General features: G+C 62.6%; 14 protein-coding genes. 13 read left to right on the forward strand and 1 reads right to left on the reverse strand.

Annotation, left to right across the window (positions count from 1 at the left end; all coding sequences use genetic code 11):
* From DLM85_RS23385 to DLM85_RS23435, 11 genes are all read left to right on the forward strand, one after another.
* Positions 1-1,146 (forward strand): efflux RND transporter periplasmic adaptor subunit, encoded by a 1,146-nt coding sequence (locus DLM85_RS23385; RefSeq protein ID WP_111480609.1) that lies wholly within the window; start codon positions 1-3, stop codon positions 1,144-1,146.
* Between the two features lie 18 nt (positions 1,147-1,164).
* Entirely contained in the window at positions 1,165-1,674 is a 510-nt protein-coding gene (locus tag DLM85_RS23390; protein ID WP_111480610.1) for a YybH family protein, read from the forward strand.
* A gap of 95 nt (positions 1,675-1,769) precedes the next feature.
* Complete coding sequence (locus DLM85_RS23395; RefSeq protein ID WP_111480611.1) at positions 1,770-4,991, forward strand: efflux RND transporter permease subunit; 3,222 nt, start codon at positions 1,770-1,772, stop codon at positions 4,989-4,991.
* A gap of 3 nt (positions 4,992-4,994) precedes the next feature.
* A complete protein-coding gene (locus DLM85_RS23400; protein WP_111480612.1) occupies positions 4,995-5,306 on the forward strand; it encodes a DUF6122 family protein in 312 nt (103 codons plus the stop codon).
* A 12-nt stretch (positions 5,307-5,318) separates the two neighbouring features.
* Positions 5,319-5,948 carry a helix-turn-helix domain-containing protein gene (locus tag DLM85_RS23405; RefSeq protein ID WP_133257231.1) on the forward strand — a complete coding sequence of 210 codons (630 nt, stop codon included), beginning with the start codon at positions 5,319-5,321 and terminating at the stop codon, positions 5,946-5,948.
* An 86-nt stretch (positions 5,949-6,034) separates the two neighbouring features.
* Positions 6,035-6,370 carry a four-helix bundle copper-binding protein gene (locus tag DLM85_RS23410; RefSeq protein WP_111480614.1) on the forward strand — a complete coding sequence of 112 codons (336 nt, stop codon included), beginning with the start codon at positions 6,035-6,037 and terminating at the stop codon, positions 6,368-6,370.
* 162 nt (positions 6,371-6,532) lie between these two features.
* Positions 6,533-7,177: a hypothetical protein gene (locus DLM85_RS23415; protein WP_207891091.1), complete on the forward strand. Its 645-nt coding sequence runs from the start codon at positions 6,533-6,535 to the stop codon at positions 7,175-7,177.
* 158 nt (positions 7,178-7,335) lie between these two features.
* Positions 7,336-7,542 (forward strand): heavy-metal-associated domain-containing protein, encoded by a 207-nt coding sequence (locus DLM85_RS23420; protein ID WP_111480615.1) that lies wholly within the window; start codon positions 7,336-7,338, stop codon positions 7,540-7,542.
* 95 nt (positions 7,543-7,637) lie between these two features.
* A complete protein-coding gene (locus DLM85_RS25220; protein ID WP_073289192.1) occupies positions 7,638-7,835 on the forward strand; it encodes a hypothetical protein in 198 nt (65 codons plus the stop codon).
* Positions 7,836-8,136: 301 nt separating this feature from the next.
* Complete coding sequence (locus DLM85_RS23430; RefSeq protein ID WP_111480617.1) at positions 8,137-9,324, forward strand: DUF2231 domain-containing protein; 1,188 nt, start codon at positions 8,137-8,139, stop codon at positions 9,322-9,324.
* A gap of 6 nt (positions 9,325-9,330) precedes the next feature.
* Positions 9,331-11,751 (forward strand): multicopper oxidase domain-containing protein, encoded by a 2,421-nt coding sequence (locus tag DLM85_RS23435; protein WP_111480618.1) that lies wholly within the window; start codon positions 9,331-9,333, stop codon positions 11,749-11,751.
* Between the two features lie 18 nt (positions 11,752-11,769).
* Here DLM85_RS23435 and DLM85_RS23440 read toward each other — a convergent pair whose 3' ends face one another.
* Complete coding sequence (locus tag DLM85_RS23440; protein WP_111480619.1) at positions 11,770-12,690, reverse strand: toxin-antitoxin system YwqK family antitoxin; 921 nt, start codon at positions 12,688-12,690, stop codon at positions 11,770-11,772.
* Between the two features lie 267 nt (positions 12,691-12,957).
* On the opposite strand from DLM85_RS23440, the gene DLM85_RS23445 reads away from it, so the two are divergent.
* Together DLM85_RS23445 and DLM85_RS23450 are read left to right on the forward strand one after the other, a co-directional pair.
* Positions 12,958-13,917, forward strand: coding sequence for a site-specific integrase (locus DLM85_RS23445; protein ID WP_243636096.1), 960 nt, complete (start codon positions 12,958-12,960; stop codon positions 13,915-13,917).
* 202 nt (positions 13,918-14,119) lie between these two features.
* Positions 14,120-17,077, forward strand: a complete 2,958-nt coding sequence (locus tag DLM85_RS23450; protein ID WP_133257233.1) for a hypothetical protein — start codon at positions 14,120-14,122, stop codon at positions 17,075-17,077.
* Positions 17,078-17,165: the final 88 nt, after the last annotated feature.

The raw sequence follows: 17,165 nt of genomic DNA on the forward strand, positions 1-17,165 counted from the left end.
ATGAAAACCAAGCATAAAATCCTGGCCGTTACGGCCGCCGCGGGACTGGTCCTGACGGTGCTGCTCCCTCCACCGGGTTTGGTGCAGGCGCACGGTGGCGAAGACCACGGTGGCACGGCCAAAGCCAGCACCGGCGTGGCCCTTTCCGACGAGGTACTGCTGCCCAAGGAAAGCCAGTTCCTGTTTCAGGTGCGCACCAACCTGGCTGCTTTCTCCACCACCTACAGCCGGGCCACGCTCTACGGCACGGTGTCGGCCGCGGCGGGGGGCGAGGGCCGCATCGTGGTGCCCCAGACCGGGCGCATCGTGAGCCTCGCGGCCCAGGTAGGCAAAACGGTGCGGGCCGGGCAGACCCTGGCCGTCATCGAGCAAACGCTGGATGCCACCCAGCAAATCGGCCTCAGCACCGAGCGGGCCAACGCCCAGGCCGAGCTGCGCGCCGCCCAGCAGGACTACGCCCGCCTGCAGAGCATCGCCGACATCGCCGCCCGTAAGGACGTGGTGGCCGCCGAGCTGCGCCTGCGCCAGGCCCGCCAGAACGCCAGCATCTACAACGGCCAAGCCCAGCAGCGCCGCGTGAGCATCACCTCGCCCGTGAGCGGCACCGTGGACGTGTTTAATCTCGCTGTCGGTCAACAAGTCAACCAGGGCGACGAGCTGTTTCGGGTCATCAACCCCGGCAAGCTGCGCGTCGAAGCCCAGGTGTTTGCCCAGGACCTGGACAAGGTCACGCCGGGCGCCATGTTCCGAATCGAAGGGCTGCAGGGCCAGACTGGCGTGCCCGCCCGCCTGGTGGTGTTCAGCAACGTGGTGAACCCGGTCAACCAGGCCCGCCAGCTGGTGCTGGAGCTCGACGCCCAGCAGGGCAGCGCCTACCGCGCCGGCCAGGCCGTGAACGTGCAGGTCGTGGGCCAGACCGGCGGGGGCAAGCCCCAGCTGGTGGTGCCCACCTCGGCCATCACCGACCTCAACGGCAAGCCCGTGGTGTTTGTGCACACCGAGCCCGAGCGGTTCAAGATTCGCTACGTGCAGCCCGGCGCCGTGAATGGCCAGCAGACCGTGCTGGTGCAGGGCGAAATCAACGAAAACGACCGGGTGGTCACCGCCGGCACCTACCAGCTCAAATCCATTTACCTCAACCAATAACCCTTTTCCCGTTTCCCTATGCGCCGTTTCCTCCTTGCCCTGTTGGCCGTTCCCGCCCTGTCGGCTACCGCTTTTGCCCAAACCACGCCCGCTGCAGCGGCAACCCCCAGCGCCGATGAGGCGGCTGTGCGGTCCGTGCTGACTAAGTACCAGCAGGCCGTGCAAAAGCTCGATACCACGGGCACCGCCCGCCTGTTCACGGCCAACTCCCAGGTGTTCGAGTCGGGTGGGGTGGAAGGCTCCTACCGGCACTACGCCGAGCACCACCTGGCCCCCGAGCTCAAGGAGTTTAGCGCCTTCACCTTCAGCGACTACAAGGCCGCCGTGCAGGTAGACGGTCCTTATGCTTTCGCAACGGAAACCTACACCTATACCATTAACCTCAAGAAGGACCCCAAGGAGAAAGAGGCCAAGGCGCCCATCGTGCGTCGCGGGGTGGCCACGTCGGTGCTGCGCAAAAACGCCGCCGGCCAGTGGCAAATCATGAGCACCCACACCTCGGCCCGCACGCCCCGGGTCAAGAAATAAGACGCACAGGGCGTGCCCTGTCCGCCCCACCGGCCCACCGGCCGGACTACACCGAAGTCGCCCTTGAGGCTCCTTCCACTTTGCGCTAATACCCCATGCTTGATAAGATAATTCGCTTTGCCCTGCAGAACCGCCTGCTGATGCTGGCCTTCGCCATGGGCCTCCTCATTGCCGGTTCCTACACCGCCAGCCAGCTGCCGGTGGACGTGCTGCCCGACCTCGACCGCCCGCGCGTGACCGTGTTCCTGGAAGCGCCCGGCATGGCCCCCGAGGAGGTGGAGGCCCTGGTGACACTGCCCGTGGAAACGGCCCTGAACGGGGCCACCGGCGTGTCGGCTGTGCGGTCCAACTCGGCCATTGGCCTGGGCATGGTGTTCGTGGAGTTCGACTACGGCACCGACATCTTCACGGCCCGCCAGATTGTGAGCGAGAAGCTGCAGACCACGGGCGAGCAGCTGCCCGAGGGCATTACGCCGGTGCTGGGCCCCATTTCCTCGGTCATGGGCCAGATCATGCTGGTGGGCTTGTCGGGCGGCAAACAGACCAACGCCGCCGATTTGCGCACGCTGGCCAACTACACCGTGCGGCAGCGCCTGCTCAGCATTCCCGGCGTGGCCCAGGTCATTCCCATCGGCGGCGACAACCTGCAGTACCAGGTGCTGCTGGACATGCCCCGGCTCAATGCCACGGGCCTGACGGTAAACCAGGTGGAGGAAGCCCTGCGCCAGTCCAACCTGAACACGACGGGCAACTTCTTTGACCGCAACGGCTCAGAGGTACTCATCCGCAACCTGGGCCGGCTGCGCTCGGTGGCGGACATCGAAAATATCATCGTCGGCTACCGCGAGCAGTCGCCCATCCGGGTGGCCGACGTAGCCAAGGTGGAGTTCGGGGCCCGCTTCAAGCGCGGCGACGGCAGCGTGAACGGCCAGCCGGCTGTTATCCTGAGCATCGAGAAGCAGCCCGGGGCCGCCACGGTGGGCCTGACAGCAGCCGTGGAAAAAGCCCTGGTGGAGCTGAAGCCTTCTTTGCCCCAGGACGTGCAGGTGAACACGCGGCTGTTCAAGCAGTCGGAGTTTATCGAGTCCTCGATTACCAACGTCGAGGAAGCCTTGCGCGACGGCGCCATCTTGGTGGTCATCATCCTGTTTGCCTTTCTGCTGAACGTGCGCACCACGTTTATTTCCCTGGTGGCCATCCCGCTCTCGTTGCTGGTCACGGCGCTGGTGTTTCGCTTTGCCGGCATCAGCATCAACACCATGACCCTCGGCGGCCTGGCCATTGCCATCGGCGAACTGGTCGACGACGCCATCGTGGACGTGGAAAACGTGTACCGACGCCTGCGCGAAAACAAGCAGCTGCCACACCCGCAGCCGGTGCTCAAGGTTATTTACAAGGCCAGCTCCGAAGTACGCAACTCCATCGTGTACGCCACCATCATCGTGGTGCTGGTGTTCCTGCCGCTGTTTGCCCTGGAAGGCATGGAAGGCCGCATTTTTGCGCCGCTGGGCATTGCCTACATCACCAGCATTGTGGCCTCGCTGTTCGTCTCGCTCACCGTCACGCCGGTGCTCTGCTACTACCTGCTGCCCAAAATGAAGCAGATGGACCACCCCGAAACCGACGGGGGCCTGGTGCGCTGGCTTAAGAAAAAAGATACTCGCCTGTTGGGTTGGGGCCTGCAGCATCCCAAGGCCATCCTTGGGGTAACCGGGGCGCTGTTCGTGGCGGCCATGGCGCTGATTCCGTTCTTCGGCACCGAGTTTCTACCGGCTTTCAACGAGGGCTCCCTGACGGTCAACTTCTCCGCGCCCGCCGGCACCTCGCTCGCCGAGTCCAACCGCCTGGGCACCCTGGGCGAGAAGCAGATGCTCAAGATTCCGGAAGTGGCCTACACCGCCCGCCGCACCGGCCGCGCCGAGCTCGACGAGCACGCCGAGTCGGTCAACAACTCGGAAATCGAGGTGGCCTTTAAGACCGAGGAAGAGCTGGAGAAGGAAGGCAAGACCATGCGCAGCCGCGACGAGATCCTGGCCGACATGCGCGACAAGCTCAGCTTGATTACGGGCGTGAACGTGAACATCGGCCAGCCCATTTCCCACCGCCTTGACCACTTGCTCTCGGGCGTGCGCGCCCAGGTGGCCATCAAGGTATTCGGCAACGATTTGCTGGAGCTGCGCCGCTACGCCAACGAAGTGCGCGCCGTGGCCGGCACCGTGCCGGGCGTGGTCGACTTACAAGTGGAAAAGCAGGTCCAGATTCCCCAGCTGCTCATCCGGCCCAAGGACGAGGCCCTGCGCGCCTACGGCATGGCCCGCGGCGAAGTGGTGCGCGACCTCGAAACCCTGTTCCAGGGCGCCGTGGTCTCGCAGATGCTCGACGGCCAGAAGCGCTTCGACCTGGTGGTGAAGCTGCCCGAAGCCCAGCGCAACGACATCGCCGCCATCAACCAGACGCGCATCGAAACGCCCACCGGCGCCATGATTCCGATCAGCCAGGTGGCGGAGGTCATCTACGAGCCGGGCCCCAACACCGTCAACCACGAAAACACCCAGCGGCGCATCACCATCTCCCTGAACGTGGCCGAGCGCGACCTGGGCTCGACGGTCAAGGAGATTCAAGCCAAGGTGAATTCGCAGGTGAAGCTGCCCCCCGGCTATTACCTCACCTACGGCGGGCAGTTCGAGAGCCAGCAGTCGGCCTCCCAAAAGATTCTCTGGCTGAGCCTGTTTTCGCTGGCCGGCATCTTCCTGGTGCTGTTCTCGCACTTCAAATCCAGCTACATGGTGGGGCAGATTATGCTCAACATTCCGCTGGCCCTCATCGGCTCGGTGGTGGCCGTGCTGGTCACGGGCGGCACGTTCAGCATTGCCTCGCTCGTGGGCTTTATTACGCTCACCGGCATTGCCTCGCGCAACGGCATCATGATGATTTCGCACTACATCCACCTCGTGGAGCACGAGGGCGAAAAGTTCGGCCTGCCCATGATTATCCGCGGCTCCCTGGAACGCCTGGTGCCGGTGCTGATGACGGCCCTGGTGGCGGCGCTGGCCCTGGTGCCGCTCACGCTGGCCAAGGACGCGCCGGGCAAGGAAATTCTGTACCCGGTGGCCACCGTCATCCTCGGCGGTCTGCTCTCGTCTACCTTCCTCGACATCATCGTGACGCCCGTGGTATTCTGGCTGGTGGGCGAAAAAGCCCTGGCCCAGTACTTCGCCTCGCACCAGGAAACGGGCCTGGACGACCACCCGCAGGAACTTGACGCGCAGCCGCTCACCCCGCCTTCGGATTTGAATCCGGTGCTGCCCACCCGTTAAGCGATGCTGCACGCCTTTCTGCATATCACGGTGCCGGGGCTGTATGCCCTGGCCTTTCACCGCCCCCACTGGCGGCGGGTGTGGCTGGTGCTGGCCAGTGCCCTGCTGCTCGACCTGGACCACCTCTGGGCCACCCCCTTCTACGACCCGGGCCGCTGCAGCATCAACTTCCACACCTTTCACACCTACTGGGCCATCGGCGGCTACGTGCTACTGCTGCTACCCGCCCGCACGCGCATCTGGGCCGTGGGCTTCCTGCTGCACATGGTGCTGGACTACACCGAATGCTGGCAGCGCGGCATTTACCTGCCTTAACCTCGCTTGCTGATGCCTAATCGCTCCGCTTCTGCTTCGCCCACCACTGTGCTTTACATCAAGCACATGGTGTGCGCGCGCGGTATCCGGGTGGTTCGGCAGGAGCTGGAAGGGCTGGGCTTGCAGGTGCTCGACGTGCGCCTGGGGGCCGCCACGGTCGCCGGAGAGCCGGAAGACCTGGACTGGCCCCGCCTGCGGGCCACGCTGGAAGCAGCCCGGTTTGCGCTGCTCGAAACCTTTCACCAGACCCTGGTGGAACGGGTCAGCGTGGCCGTGAACCGCCTGTTGCGCGAGCCCGGCGAAAGCCTGCGGCACCGGGCATTCGGGGCGGCGGTGGCCCGTGAGCTGGACCTGACGTACGGGCAGCTGAGCGCGGCCTTTGCCCGCTTGGTGGGCGATAAGACGCTGGCGGCCTACATCCTGAGTCAGCGCCTGGCTTATGCGCAGGAGCTGCTGCTTTCTTCCTCCCTGAGCGTGGGCCTAATTGCCCGGCACCTGGGCTACACCAGCCTGGCGCACTTCTCCGGCCAATTCCGGCGCTTGGCCCGCTGTTCGCCTTCCGCATATCGTCGGCTGCTGCGGGCCGAAAGGGCTCCGGTGGTAGGGGAGGAGGCCCCAAATCATGCAAGGGAAGAAGACTAATATGTAAAACCTTGGGCCACAGAGAAGGTATACTTAGGCAGCGACCCGGTTGGGTTGCCTTGTTCGTTCACCTACACCCCTTTCCCATGCATACCCAAAACCAAAGCCTGCTCGACGCCCTCAATGCCTGTATCGCCGCCTGTGAGCATTGTGCTACGGCCTGCCTGCAGGAAGACAACGTGAAGATGATGGCCCGCTGCGTGCTGTTGGACCGCGACTGTGCCGACATCTGCGCCCTCACCGCCCGCTTCACTGCCCGCGGCTCGGAGCACGCCGCCCATCTGCTACGCGAGTGCGCTGAAATCTGCAAGGCCTGCGCCGACGAGTGCGAGAAGCACGGCGCTCACTCCGAGCACTGCCGCCAGTGCGCCGAGGCCTGCCGCCGCTGCGAGCAGGCCTGCCGCCAGGGCATTGCTGCTTAAATATCCTCGATACCATGGGAAGCCAGCTCGTCGCGTACGGGCTGGCTTTTTCGTGGGCCCCGGTGTGTTAATTATGCTGGTTCGCGGCCTAATTCTGTACGCCGGGCCTGGGCGACACCCCTACTTTTGCGGGGTCCTTCACCCGCCCCAACTGCCTCGCTGATGACAATGGCTCCCGCCCTGCGCAAATTCATGCTCACCGCCCACATCACGTTCTCGGTGGGCTGGCTCGGCGCCGTGGCCATGTTCCTGGCCCTGGCCATCACCGGCCTGACCAGTACTGATGCGTTGCTGGTGCGCACGGCCTACCTGGCCATGGGGCTGAGCGGCTGGTTTGTTATTGTGCCCTCCAGCCTGGCCGCGCTGGCCACCGGCGTGGTGCAGGCGCTGGGCACGCCCTGGGGCTTGTTTAAGCATTACTGGGTGCTGGTCAAGCTGGTGCTCACGGTAGCGGCCACGCTGCTGTTGCTGCTGCACATCCAGCCCATCGCCTACCTGGCCGAGGTAGCCGCCAAAGCCGACCTCTCGGCAACTGACCTGCGCGGGCTGCGCCTACAGCTGCTGGCCGATGCCGCGGCCGCGCTGGTCGTGCTGCTGGCAGCCACCGCCATTTCGGTGTACAAGCCCTGGGGCCGCATTGGTAAGTGGCGGCTGCAAAAGCAGGCGCATGCCCAAGCCGTGGCCGCGGGCCACGCAACTGCTATGCCCACCCCCTGGGGCCGCTATTTGCTCATCGCCGGGCTGGTGCTGCTCCTACTCTTTGTCATCGGCAAACACTTGCTCGGCGGGGGCATGGGCCACCATTAAAGCTAGCGTGCGACGTGTCAGGCAGGCAAAGGGGGATTAGCTGCTACAAATCATGCAAGCCTGAAGCCTAATTGTGTACCCCTTCCCGGGCACGTGCCGCTACTTTTGGGTGTTTTAATTCCGAACCCGCCCACCACGGGCGCCACGCATTTACTCCCATGAAAACGCTCCAATTCAACACCAACATCAACTGCGGCGGCTGCATCAAAGCCGTAACGCCCACCCTCAACGGCGAGAAGGCGATTGCCTCCTGGCAGGTCGACACGGCCAACCCCAACAAGGTGCTCACCGTGACCGGCGACGTGACCGAGGAGCAGGTGCTGGCGCTCGTAGAAGATGCCGGCTTCAAGGCTGAAAAGGCCTAGACATTTTAGTGAGTGCCACCCACGGAATACGGACCGTGGCTGTTTGAACTACCCCGCGGCCGTACCCGGCGGGCCCATCTTAACCACCAGAACCGATGAAACGCAAGATGATGATGTTCGGCGCCGCGGCGCTGCTCTCCGGCGGCGCCTTGTTTGGCTTCACCAGCCCAACCCCGACCGCGGCGGATTGTCCACTGAAGGGCACCCCCGATTGCCCGCTGGTGCAAAACTGCGCCCAGGCCGGCACTCCGGCCTGCACGGCGGGAGCCCCTAGCTGCTGCGCGGCCAAGTAAGCTGCCCACGCTCGTGTAAAACGCCCGGCCCCAGTAGGTCGGGCGTTTTTCGTTTTAGCGTTTCCTGGGACGGCCTGTAGTCAGGACCAGGTTGCTTGAAATTATGCAACCGTGCGGCCGTTTGCGTGTAAACATTGTCGCGGTTTGACTACGTATGGTACCCAACAGGGAAAGCAACGACCGCCTGGCTAGGACCAGTGGTCAGCGCGGCCTCTCCATTACCCATTGGGATTTGCCCCGGCACTGCTGCTTGCGGTCAGCCGGGGTTTTTCCGTGTACCGGCCTTGGCTCATTCGGCTCTATGTTTTCAGATTTTCCCAATCTGCACCCCCTGGTGGTGCACTTGCCCATTGTCCTGATACTGCTGGCTGCGGCATTGCAGGCCCTGCTGGTATTCAAGGACTGGCCCCAGGTGCGCTGGATTGCCTTGGCCGTGATGGCTGGGGGCTTTGCCGGGGCGGTGGCGGCCAGCACCGTGTTTCATGCGGCGGCAATTGGCCTTTCGCCCCGGGCAGCGGCCGTGTACGCGGCCCACGAGCAGTTCGCCGGCTACACCACCTGGCTCTCGGGCATCACGCTGCTATTGGCCGGCATCGGGTTTTACTTTAAGGTGCAGCGCCGGGCCTACGAGGTGCTGGTGCTGGTGGCAGCCGTGGCGGCGGCCGGCGCGCTTTCCGTGGCCGGGCACCGAGGTGCGCAGCTGGTGTACGTCGAGGGCGTGGGTCCCAAGGGCAACCTGCTCGATAAAAGCCACGGCCACGGCGGGGAGGATGCCATGCCCGGCATGGACATGCCGGCTTCCGAAGCGGACGCCCACAACGAGGAGCTTGGCCCAAGCGACGGGACTCGCCCACCATCAGTGGCTACGCCAGGTACCTCCCCGGCCAGCATGGAAGGCATGAACATGGGCCCCGGCCCGCAGGCCGCCCAGCTAGGTCAGCGCCGTCAACCCATGGAACAAATGGAAGGCATGAACATGCCCACCCAACGGCGCGGCGGCCAACCGCAGCCGGCGCCGGCAGGACGGGCCGCCCAGCAGGGAGCCATGGCCGATATGCCGGGGATGAACATGCCCGGGATGCGTACGCAACGTCCCTCCGGCCAAGGCAGCCCGCGCAAAGCGCCGCCCGCCCCGATGGACATGGGCAACATGCCCGGCATGGACATGGGTCCTGCCCGCTCGAAAAACACCTCCCCAAGCAAACCCGCCATAGGTACTATGAAAGGCATGGAAAACATGCCCGGCATGCAGCCCGCCGGCGGCCAAAAGCCTGTGACAACGCGCCAGCAGATGGACGATATGTCCGGAATGCCGGGCATGAAAAAGGGCGAGGCTATGCCCGGTATGGGCGATAGGAAGGGAATGGAGAAGCCCGGAACGGGCGCCATGCCGGGCATGCCGGGAATGGCCATGCCCAGCAGCCCCATGGATAAGTACCGGTTCGAGGACAACAACCCGGCCCGCAGCACCCCCAAACGCGACAAGTAACGACCGATGCGAATACTCTTTCTACTGGCTGCCCTGCTGGCCGCCATGCCCGCCTGGGCGCAGCACACGCCGGGCATGCGTATGGGCAAAAGCGCCGAGCCTCACCTGACCCAGTCTGCGCCCCCGGCTGCTCAGCTGCAGGGCAAGGTCGTGACGCCTCGCACGAGCTACGTGGGCAAGCGGGTGGAGTACGACCTGTACGTGGACGAGCGCCTGGTCAACTTCACGGGCCGCACCCGCCGGGCCATCGGCATCAACGGCCAGATTCCGGCCCCCACGCTCACCTTCAACGAGGGGGACACCGCCGTGATTCGGGTGCACAACCAGATGCACATGGAAACCAGCATCCACTGGCACGGCCTGCTGCTGCCCAACGAGCAGGACGGCGTGCCCTACCTCAACACGGCCCCGGTCGAGCCGGGCGGCACCCACACGTTTACGTTTCCCCTGATTCAGAGCGGCACCTACTGGTACCACTCCCACACCATGCTGCAGGAGCAGGACGGCGTGTACGGCTCCATCGTCATCCACCCCAAGCGCATTCCCTACGAGATGAAGGAGTACGTGCTGGTGCTCTCCGACTGGACCGACCACAAATCCAAGGAGGTGCTGCGCTACCTCAAGCGCACCGGCGAGTGGTTCGCCGTGCAGAAAGGGGCTACGCAGAGCTACGGCGAGGCCCTGGCCGCCGGCTACTTCAAGGACAAGCTCAAGCAGGAGTGGGGCCGCATGCCGGCCATGGATTTGACGGACATCTACTACAACAAATTCCTCACGAACGGGCAGGAAAAGGGCTATTTCAAGGACGCCAAGCCCGGGGAGGTGGTGCGCCTGCGCGTCATCAACGGCAGCGCCTCGTCCTACTTTTACCTGCAGTACGCCGGCGGTCCTATGCAGGTCATCGCCGCCGACGGCATCAACGTGGAGCCCTTCCCCGTCAACAAGCTCGAAATAGCCACGGCCGAAACCTACGACCTGCTGGTCACGGTGCCCGCTGTGGGCGCGGCCGAGTTTCGGGCCACGGCCAACGACATCACCGGCTACACCTCCACCTTCATCGGGCAGGGCGAGCCGATGAAAGCCCCGGACCTGCCCCGCATCAACTACTTCCAGATGATGCGGGAGATGAACAGCATGGAAGGCATGAGCGGCATGGACATGGGCGGTGCCGGCATGACCAAAGAGCAGGGCAGTGGGGAGATGAAAGGCATGGACATGGCGGGCCACCAGGGCCCGAAGCCAGCCCGTCCGGCTGCTGGTTCGTCGATGCCGGGCATGGATATGCAGCACGGCGCCGCGCCTGCCACCACGGCCCCCTCACCGCAGAATCGGCCCGAAAATACCCAGGAAAAGGCCGGCAAAAGCATGGGCAGCATGCAGGATATGGGCGGTATGGCGGGCATGGACATGGGAGGAATGGCCGGGATGAGCGGCATGGGGGGCAGCGCCGGCGACTTCAACTACAACCTGTTGCGGGCCCTTAACCCCACCGCGCTGGACTCGACCAAGCAGTGGCGGGAAATTAACCTGACCCTGACCGGCAACATGCTGCGCTACGTGTGGTCGTTTGACAACAAGACCCTCTCGCAGGCCGACAAGATTCCCATCCGCAAGGGCGAGAACGTGCGCATAACCTTTACCAACACCACCATGATGCGCCACCCGCTGCACCTGCACGGGCACTTTTTCCGGCTCGTGAATGCCCAGGGTGCTTATTCGCCGATGAAGCACACCTTCGACATTCAGTCCATGGGCAAGGTCACCATCGAGTTCGACGCCAACGAGGAACAGGACTGGTTTTTCCACTGCCACATCCTCTACCACATGATGGCCGGCATGGCCCGCATCGTGAGCTACGAGGGCACCCCGCAGAATGAGTACGCCCGCACCGACTACAAAGAGCTGAAAAAAGAAGACAACCAGCCTTACCTCTGGGCCGACCTGATGGCGCACTCGCAGGGCGCTTTTCTGGAAAGCACCCTGTCCAACAACCGCAACGCGCTGGAATTCGAGGGCCGCGTGAACTACCAGGGCAACTTCGAAACCGAAACCCACCTGCTGCGCTACCTCGACAACCGGCAGTTTCTCGCCGCCTTTGTCGGCTTTGACTACCGTAACAACCGCACGCTGCTTGCGGAGGGCGAGCGGAACACCAAAAACAACCGGCGGGTGTTCGACGTGGGCCTGTACTACCTGCTGCCCCTGCTCGTGCGCTCGGAGCTGCGCCTGGACAGCAACGGCAAGGTGCGCCTGCAGCTGGAGCGCACGGACCTGCCCCTAAGCAACAACTTCTTCGCCGACCTGCTGGTGAACACGGACCGGGAGTACAATGTCGCCTTCCGCTACATGGTCAGCAAGTACGTGTCCTTGAGCACCAACTACGACAGTGACTACAAGTGGGGCGCCGGCCTGACGCTCCACTATTAATCGCCCGGAGGTGTAGCGTTAATTGCAGGCCTTCACCAGGGCGGTCACGCTGAGCGTGGCCGTGGCGTCCGTGGTGTAGTTGTCGTTGTTGACGCACACGAAGAAGCGGCGTGTCCCGGGGGGCAGCGACATTGGCCGGGTTTCCTGAGGCGTGTTGGTTTCCATGCGCAAGCACGAGTTGGGAATGGTTATCGAGCCTTTCGTGGCTAGAAACTGCTGCATGGCCGCCGGACTGGTGGTGATGTACCAGTGGCACTTGGTGGACGTCGTGGGCGGCTTGGTGTCCTGCTTCGACAAAGTGGAAGCGGCCATGGACAACAGGGCCACCGTACCGGTGGCCGGATTGCTCAGGGCCGCGGCCATGCTCAAGGCCGTGGACCAGGAAGCGGGCTGATGGCCGTCGCGGATGTCGAGCTTGTACACGATACCCACCGTGCCCTCGGGCACGTCGATTTCAAACACCTTTCGGCTTAGGTGCATGCAGTTACTGCAGTGAATCTCCGCGCTGCTGAGCGGCAGGGCATCCTCCACGGCGTATGTGCACTTGATTTCGCGCCCGTCCTCGTGCCAGCTGCGAAAGTCGGATTGCTGGGCCCCGTTGACGTAGGTACCCCGAAAGCTCAGCTTTCCGTTCTCGTGCCAGCCCGTGCACAGCCCTGAAGGCACGTCGGGGTGCTCTTTGACCATCTTGCCTTCCCACTGCTTTTGCCAGGAAGGGTAGAAATAGTCGCGCACGGTGCCCACGGTTTTACCAGCCGCGTCGTGGCGGGCAATACGGGCGTAGGCCACTTCCTCCAGCGTCTCGGTGCGCTCCCAGTCCCGGTCGAAGTAGACAGTATCGGCTGGAGGAAGCGATACCGCGGCCGGCTTGGGACGCTGGGCTAGCGCGGTAACAGTACTAATAAGGAGTAGGAACTGCAGAAAGTAGAGTTTTACCATACAGAGTAAGCCAGCGGAAAAGACAGAGTAGCGGTTGGTAAATGTACTGACAAGTCGCTTTCTGTCTAATCCTCACATGGGGCTACATGAATGGGTAGGCAGCAAGTTGAGACATCATAATTGTTACTTAAGATGCCAAAATTATCACGCAACGCTGAGCCAACTCTTTTTTCGATAAGGTATGATAAGTCTTAGTTATCATACCTTATTCGCTACTTTTGGGGAACGCCCATTTTTCGCGTTTTCACTCCTTATGTATTGGCTGCCGTGAACTCCGTTCTTGCTGTTACCACTTCGCCCACTTCCGCAGGCCTGGCACACCTGACCGAGCATACTACCAAGTATGTCGAGGCCGGCCTGCAAGGCGCACCTAACACGGCCCGGGCGTACGCCGGGGACTGGCGCCGCTTCACCGAGTGGTGCACCGCGCACGCACAGGTAGCGCTGCCGGCGTCGGTGGATACCCTTGCGGGTTTTGTGACCCACCTGGCCGAAGCGGGCAAAAAGGTGTCGACTATTCAGCGTAGCTGCGCGGCCATCAGCAAGGCCCACGCGCTGCGCGACCTGGCCTCGCCCACGGACGACAAGAAATTCAAGGTGCTCATGGACGGCATCAGCCGGTTGAAGGGCGTCCGGCAAAAGCAGGCGCCGGCGTTTTCGCTGGCCAGCTTCAAGCGCACGCTCAAGCACCTCGATGCGACCACGCCAGCCGGCTTGCGCGATAAGGTCATCTTGCTGCTGGGCTTCACCGGCGCCTTCCGCCGGTCTGAGCTGTCAGCCCTAGATATGGATGACTTGTCATTTTCAGAGGATGGGCTGACCATTAACCTCAAGCGCAGCAAGACCAACCAACTGGGGGGAGCAGAAGAAAAGGCCATTTTCTATTCGCCGGACCCCGCGCTTTGCCCCATTCGGACGCTGCAGGCTTGGCTGCGGTTGCTGGAACGCACTTCAGGCCCTATTCTGGTCTCGTTTCGCAAGGGTGGCCGACTCACGGACCGCCGGCTGACCGATGTGCACCTTAACAAAATTGTGCAGCGGCATCTGGGCCCGAAGTTTACGGCCCACTCCCTGCGCGCTTCCTTCGTGACGGTGGCCAAGCTCAATGGCGCTGATGATAGCGAGGTAATGAACCAGACCAAGCACAAGACGAGCGAGATGATTCGACGCTATACCCGCCTCGACAACGTGCGCCAACACAATGCAGCTCAGAAATTAGGCTTATAAGCCTCGACAACTGATTTCATTGCTTAGAGGGCGCTATGAGCTTGTGAGCAGGTACAAAGCAGCGGCTTTGGTGAGCAGCAGCCCGACAAAAACCAGTAGTGAAGTTGCTGCATAACCTAGCATAATATCCAGCTATATCAGTAAATATTATTCGCTTTCTATCATTTCGCACCAACTACTAGTTGCCCCATTTCTAGCTGCCATGCCCAAAAGCAAAAAATCGCGTTGTCCCGCTACCAAACTAACTCCGGCGCAACCGGAAGTAGCGGCGACCCTACCAAGCAACTTAAGCAGCTATATCGAGGACCTGGCGGCTCGCCGGGTGGGTGGCGTTGTGAACCTGCGGGGCATCAGCTTTCAGTTACTCTACGCCTGTGAACGAATGCTCAGCCTGCTGCAACCCGGCAGCCCAGTTGCCATTCAGTTGGAGGGCCTAGAGGACGTGGACATGCACAACGTGCTCGTTATTGGGCAAACGGAGTACGTTCAGCTGAAAACGTCCGTGAACGATCTGGCCCCCGCTCGCTTCTGGGATATGGGAGTTCTGCAGAACTTTCTGGAAGTATACAGAGGGGCACCGACGGCCACGTTTACCCTGGTGCATAACATGCGCTTGGCCCCCGCCTTGCAGCCACTGGTGCAGGGTGAACCCGCGGCCCTGGCGCATTGGGGCGCCAAGCTGCTAGCGTTCGATAAGACCCTCAGCCGCGAGCAGTCCGCTGACTTTCTGCGGCGGCTGCGCTGGGAGTACGTCACCGAGGCGCAGCTGCACGAGCGGTGCGTGCAAGCCTTACTGGCCAACTTTGACATTCATGCCCGCAGCGAGGAACAGTACCTGAAGGCCGTTTTCTACCACGCCTTCGACTGGTCGCGACAGCGGGTAACGGTCACCTACCGCCACCTGGCCGAAAGCATTCAAGGCGTGAAGGACAGCTATTCTGCCGCCCCTCTTAACGAGGCCCTGCGGCACAACTGGCTGGAGCGCGTGGGCTACGGGTTTGAAGCGCAACGGTCGGCCACCGCCTACTTTGCCGGCCAGGCGGCCCGGCCTCACCACATTGCCGACCATTTGCCGGTGCGGCGAACGGACTGGGAGGCGCGCATCGAAGCGGGGCTAGCGGCTCACGCCGTCGTGGTCGTTCGATCGTCCAGCGGGCAGGGGAAATCCACCCTGGCCTGGCAAGCCGGCTACGCGCAGCAGCAGCGCGGCGGCCAAGTGTATGAAGTCCGGAACTGCGGCCGACCGGAAATGGCCAACGCCATCGTGGAATACCTACGGGCCTGGGTGCGGGTGGGCGAGCAGCCCTTGGTCGTGATTGACGGATTGGGTTCCCACGTGAGCGAGTGGGCCGCGGTGGTGGAGCGGGTAGCGGATTTGCCCGTCCGATTTCTTATTACCTCCCGCGAAGAAGACTGGTACCGCTTCGGCTCGACTGGTGCCATGGTGCCGGTGCACGTCGTCGACGTGACGCTGGGGCGGGACGAGGCCGAGCGCATTCACCACGAACTAAGCCGGCGCGGCCTGCTGGCCGACCACACTAACCCCTGGCAACCCGCCTGGGAGGCCGTGGCCGAGCGCCAACTGCTGATTGAGTACGTGTACCTGCTCACCCAGGGAGAGCTGCTGCGCGAAAGGTTGGCCGGCCAGATACGAGAGCTGAACCGGGAATCGCGCAACGCCGCGGCCAAGCTGGAAATCCTACGGCTGGTGGCCGTGGCCGACTGCTTGGCCATTCGGCTTGATACGGGCTGGCTGGTGCGCTACGTGGCCGATACAGTGGGCTTCGACTCCGATCGAGGCGAAGTACTTAATCAACTGGAGCGGGAGTACTTTTTGCGCTTCGGTACGAGCCGCGTGGAAGGGTTGCATCCAGTACGGTCGCGGCACCTGGCGGACTTGCTGCACCAGGTACTGCCCCTGGCCGACACGCTGGCCGGGGTATGCCGGCTGCTCACTCCGGAGCAAACCCACGAGTTTTTCGCCGGCCTACCGGGTTTGCTGGCGGCTCCCGACCGGCGCCAATTGTATGAACAACTGGCCCCGCTGCTGGCCCCGCGAACGTTCTTGGAGATGACGGCCGCCCTGGACGGCTTGCTGTGCGGGGAGGCCCTGCACTACTGGCAGCAAAACCAGACCATAATAGCTGAAGTGGTTTCGGGCGGAGGCCTGGAACTGTTTGTGTACGAAACGATTCCTTTTGCCAAACCCGATGTCTTGAGCAGTCTAAGCAGCATAGACGGACTTGAGGAAGGCCTGCGTCATTTGCTGGAACACTCTCATAAACTGGCCCCGCTGGTGTGGGCAGAGTCCGAGCTCCTGCTGTTTGCCTCTCTGCTACACGCTCAAGCGCCTTTGGCCGTTAGTAAACCGAGCTATCTGGGACTGGGCCGGCTGGGCGACTGGCTGCACCGCCTGAATTTGCCCTTGCCTCTACTATCGGGTTGTGAGATGCCGGCCCTGCTGCTCGCACTGCGTACCAAGCCGCTGGCCGAAACCCAAGAACTGTTCACCTACCTGTGGATGGCTGACCCAGCAACAGCCCAGGATTTTACAACGCAGCACAAAGCGGTGCTGCTGGCTTACCTCAAACAACAGACCGACACGCCCACGTTGCGGGAGGAAGACCAGGACCTAGTGGCGGAATACCTGCTGGAATTCAGTGATGGTGACCGGGGGAATGACCTAAGCGTGGAACGCCTGCAGGTGCTGGCGACTTTTCTGCCCGGTTACGCACATTATCGCAGCAGTGCAGTACTATTTCCAATTCGCCCGGCTTATCTCTACACCGTGGCCCTAATGAATGCCGAAAAACGGATGACGGCCGACATTTTGCTCATGCCCCGGGCCGCGCGCATCAACCGGCTGTGGGCCGACACCATTCTGCACCTGTACCGGGCCAAATCGGTTTACGAATGGCAGAAACACCTGCTGTCCTTGCGACAACTTGCGCTGGAACTCGCCAAGCGCTTCGTTCGGTTTCTCGAAATTAGACTTGAGCAGCAAAGCGGCCGGGATAAGGCCGCCATCGAAGCCATCGTCACGCAAAGCGAGCAACTGGAGGCGCACCGGCAGCGCCGGCCCAAGCTGCCGGCAAATAAGTTCGGTTCGTTGGTGGGTGATTGGGGCGGTCTAGCCGAAACGGACAGAGTGCTAAGGTAGGTGATTGGCGAGGTCGGTTTCGAACTGGTGGGGCGAGCGGTAGCCGAGAGCGGAGTGACGGCGGTCGAGGTTGAAGTAGGTGTCGAGG

This window comes from Hymenobacter edaphi (genome assembly GCF_003258365.1).
Lineage (GTDB): Bacteria > Bacteroidota > Bacteroidia > Cytophagales > Hymenobacteraceae > Solirubrum > Solirubrum edaphi.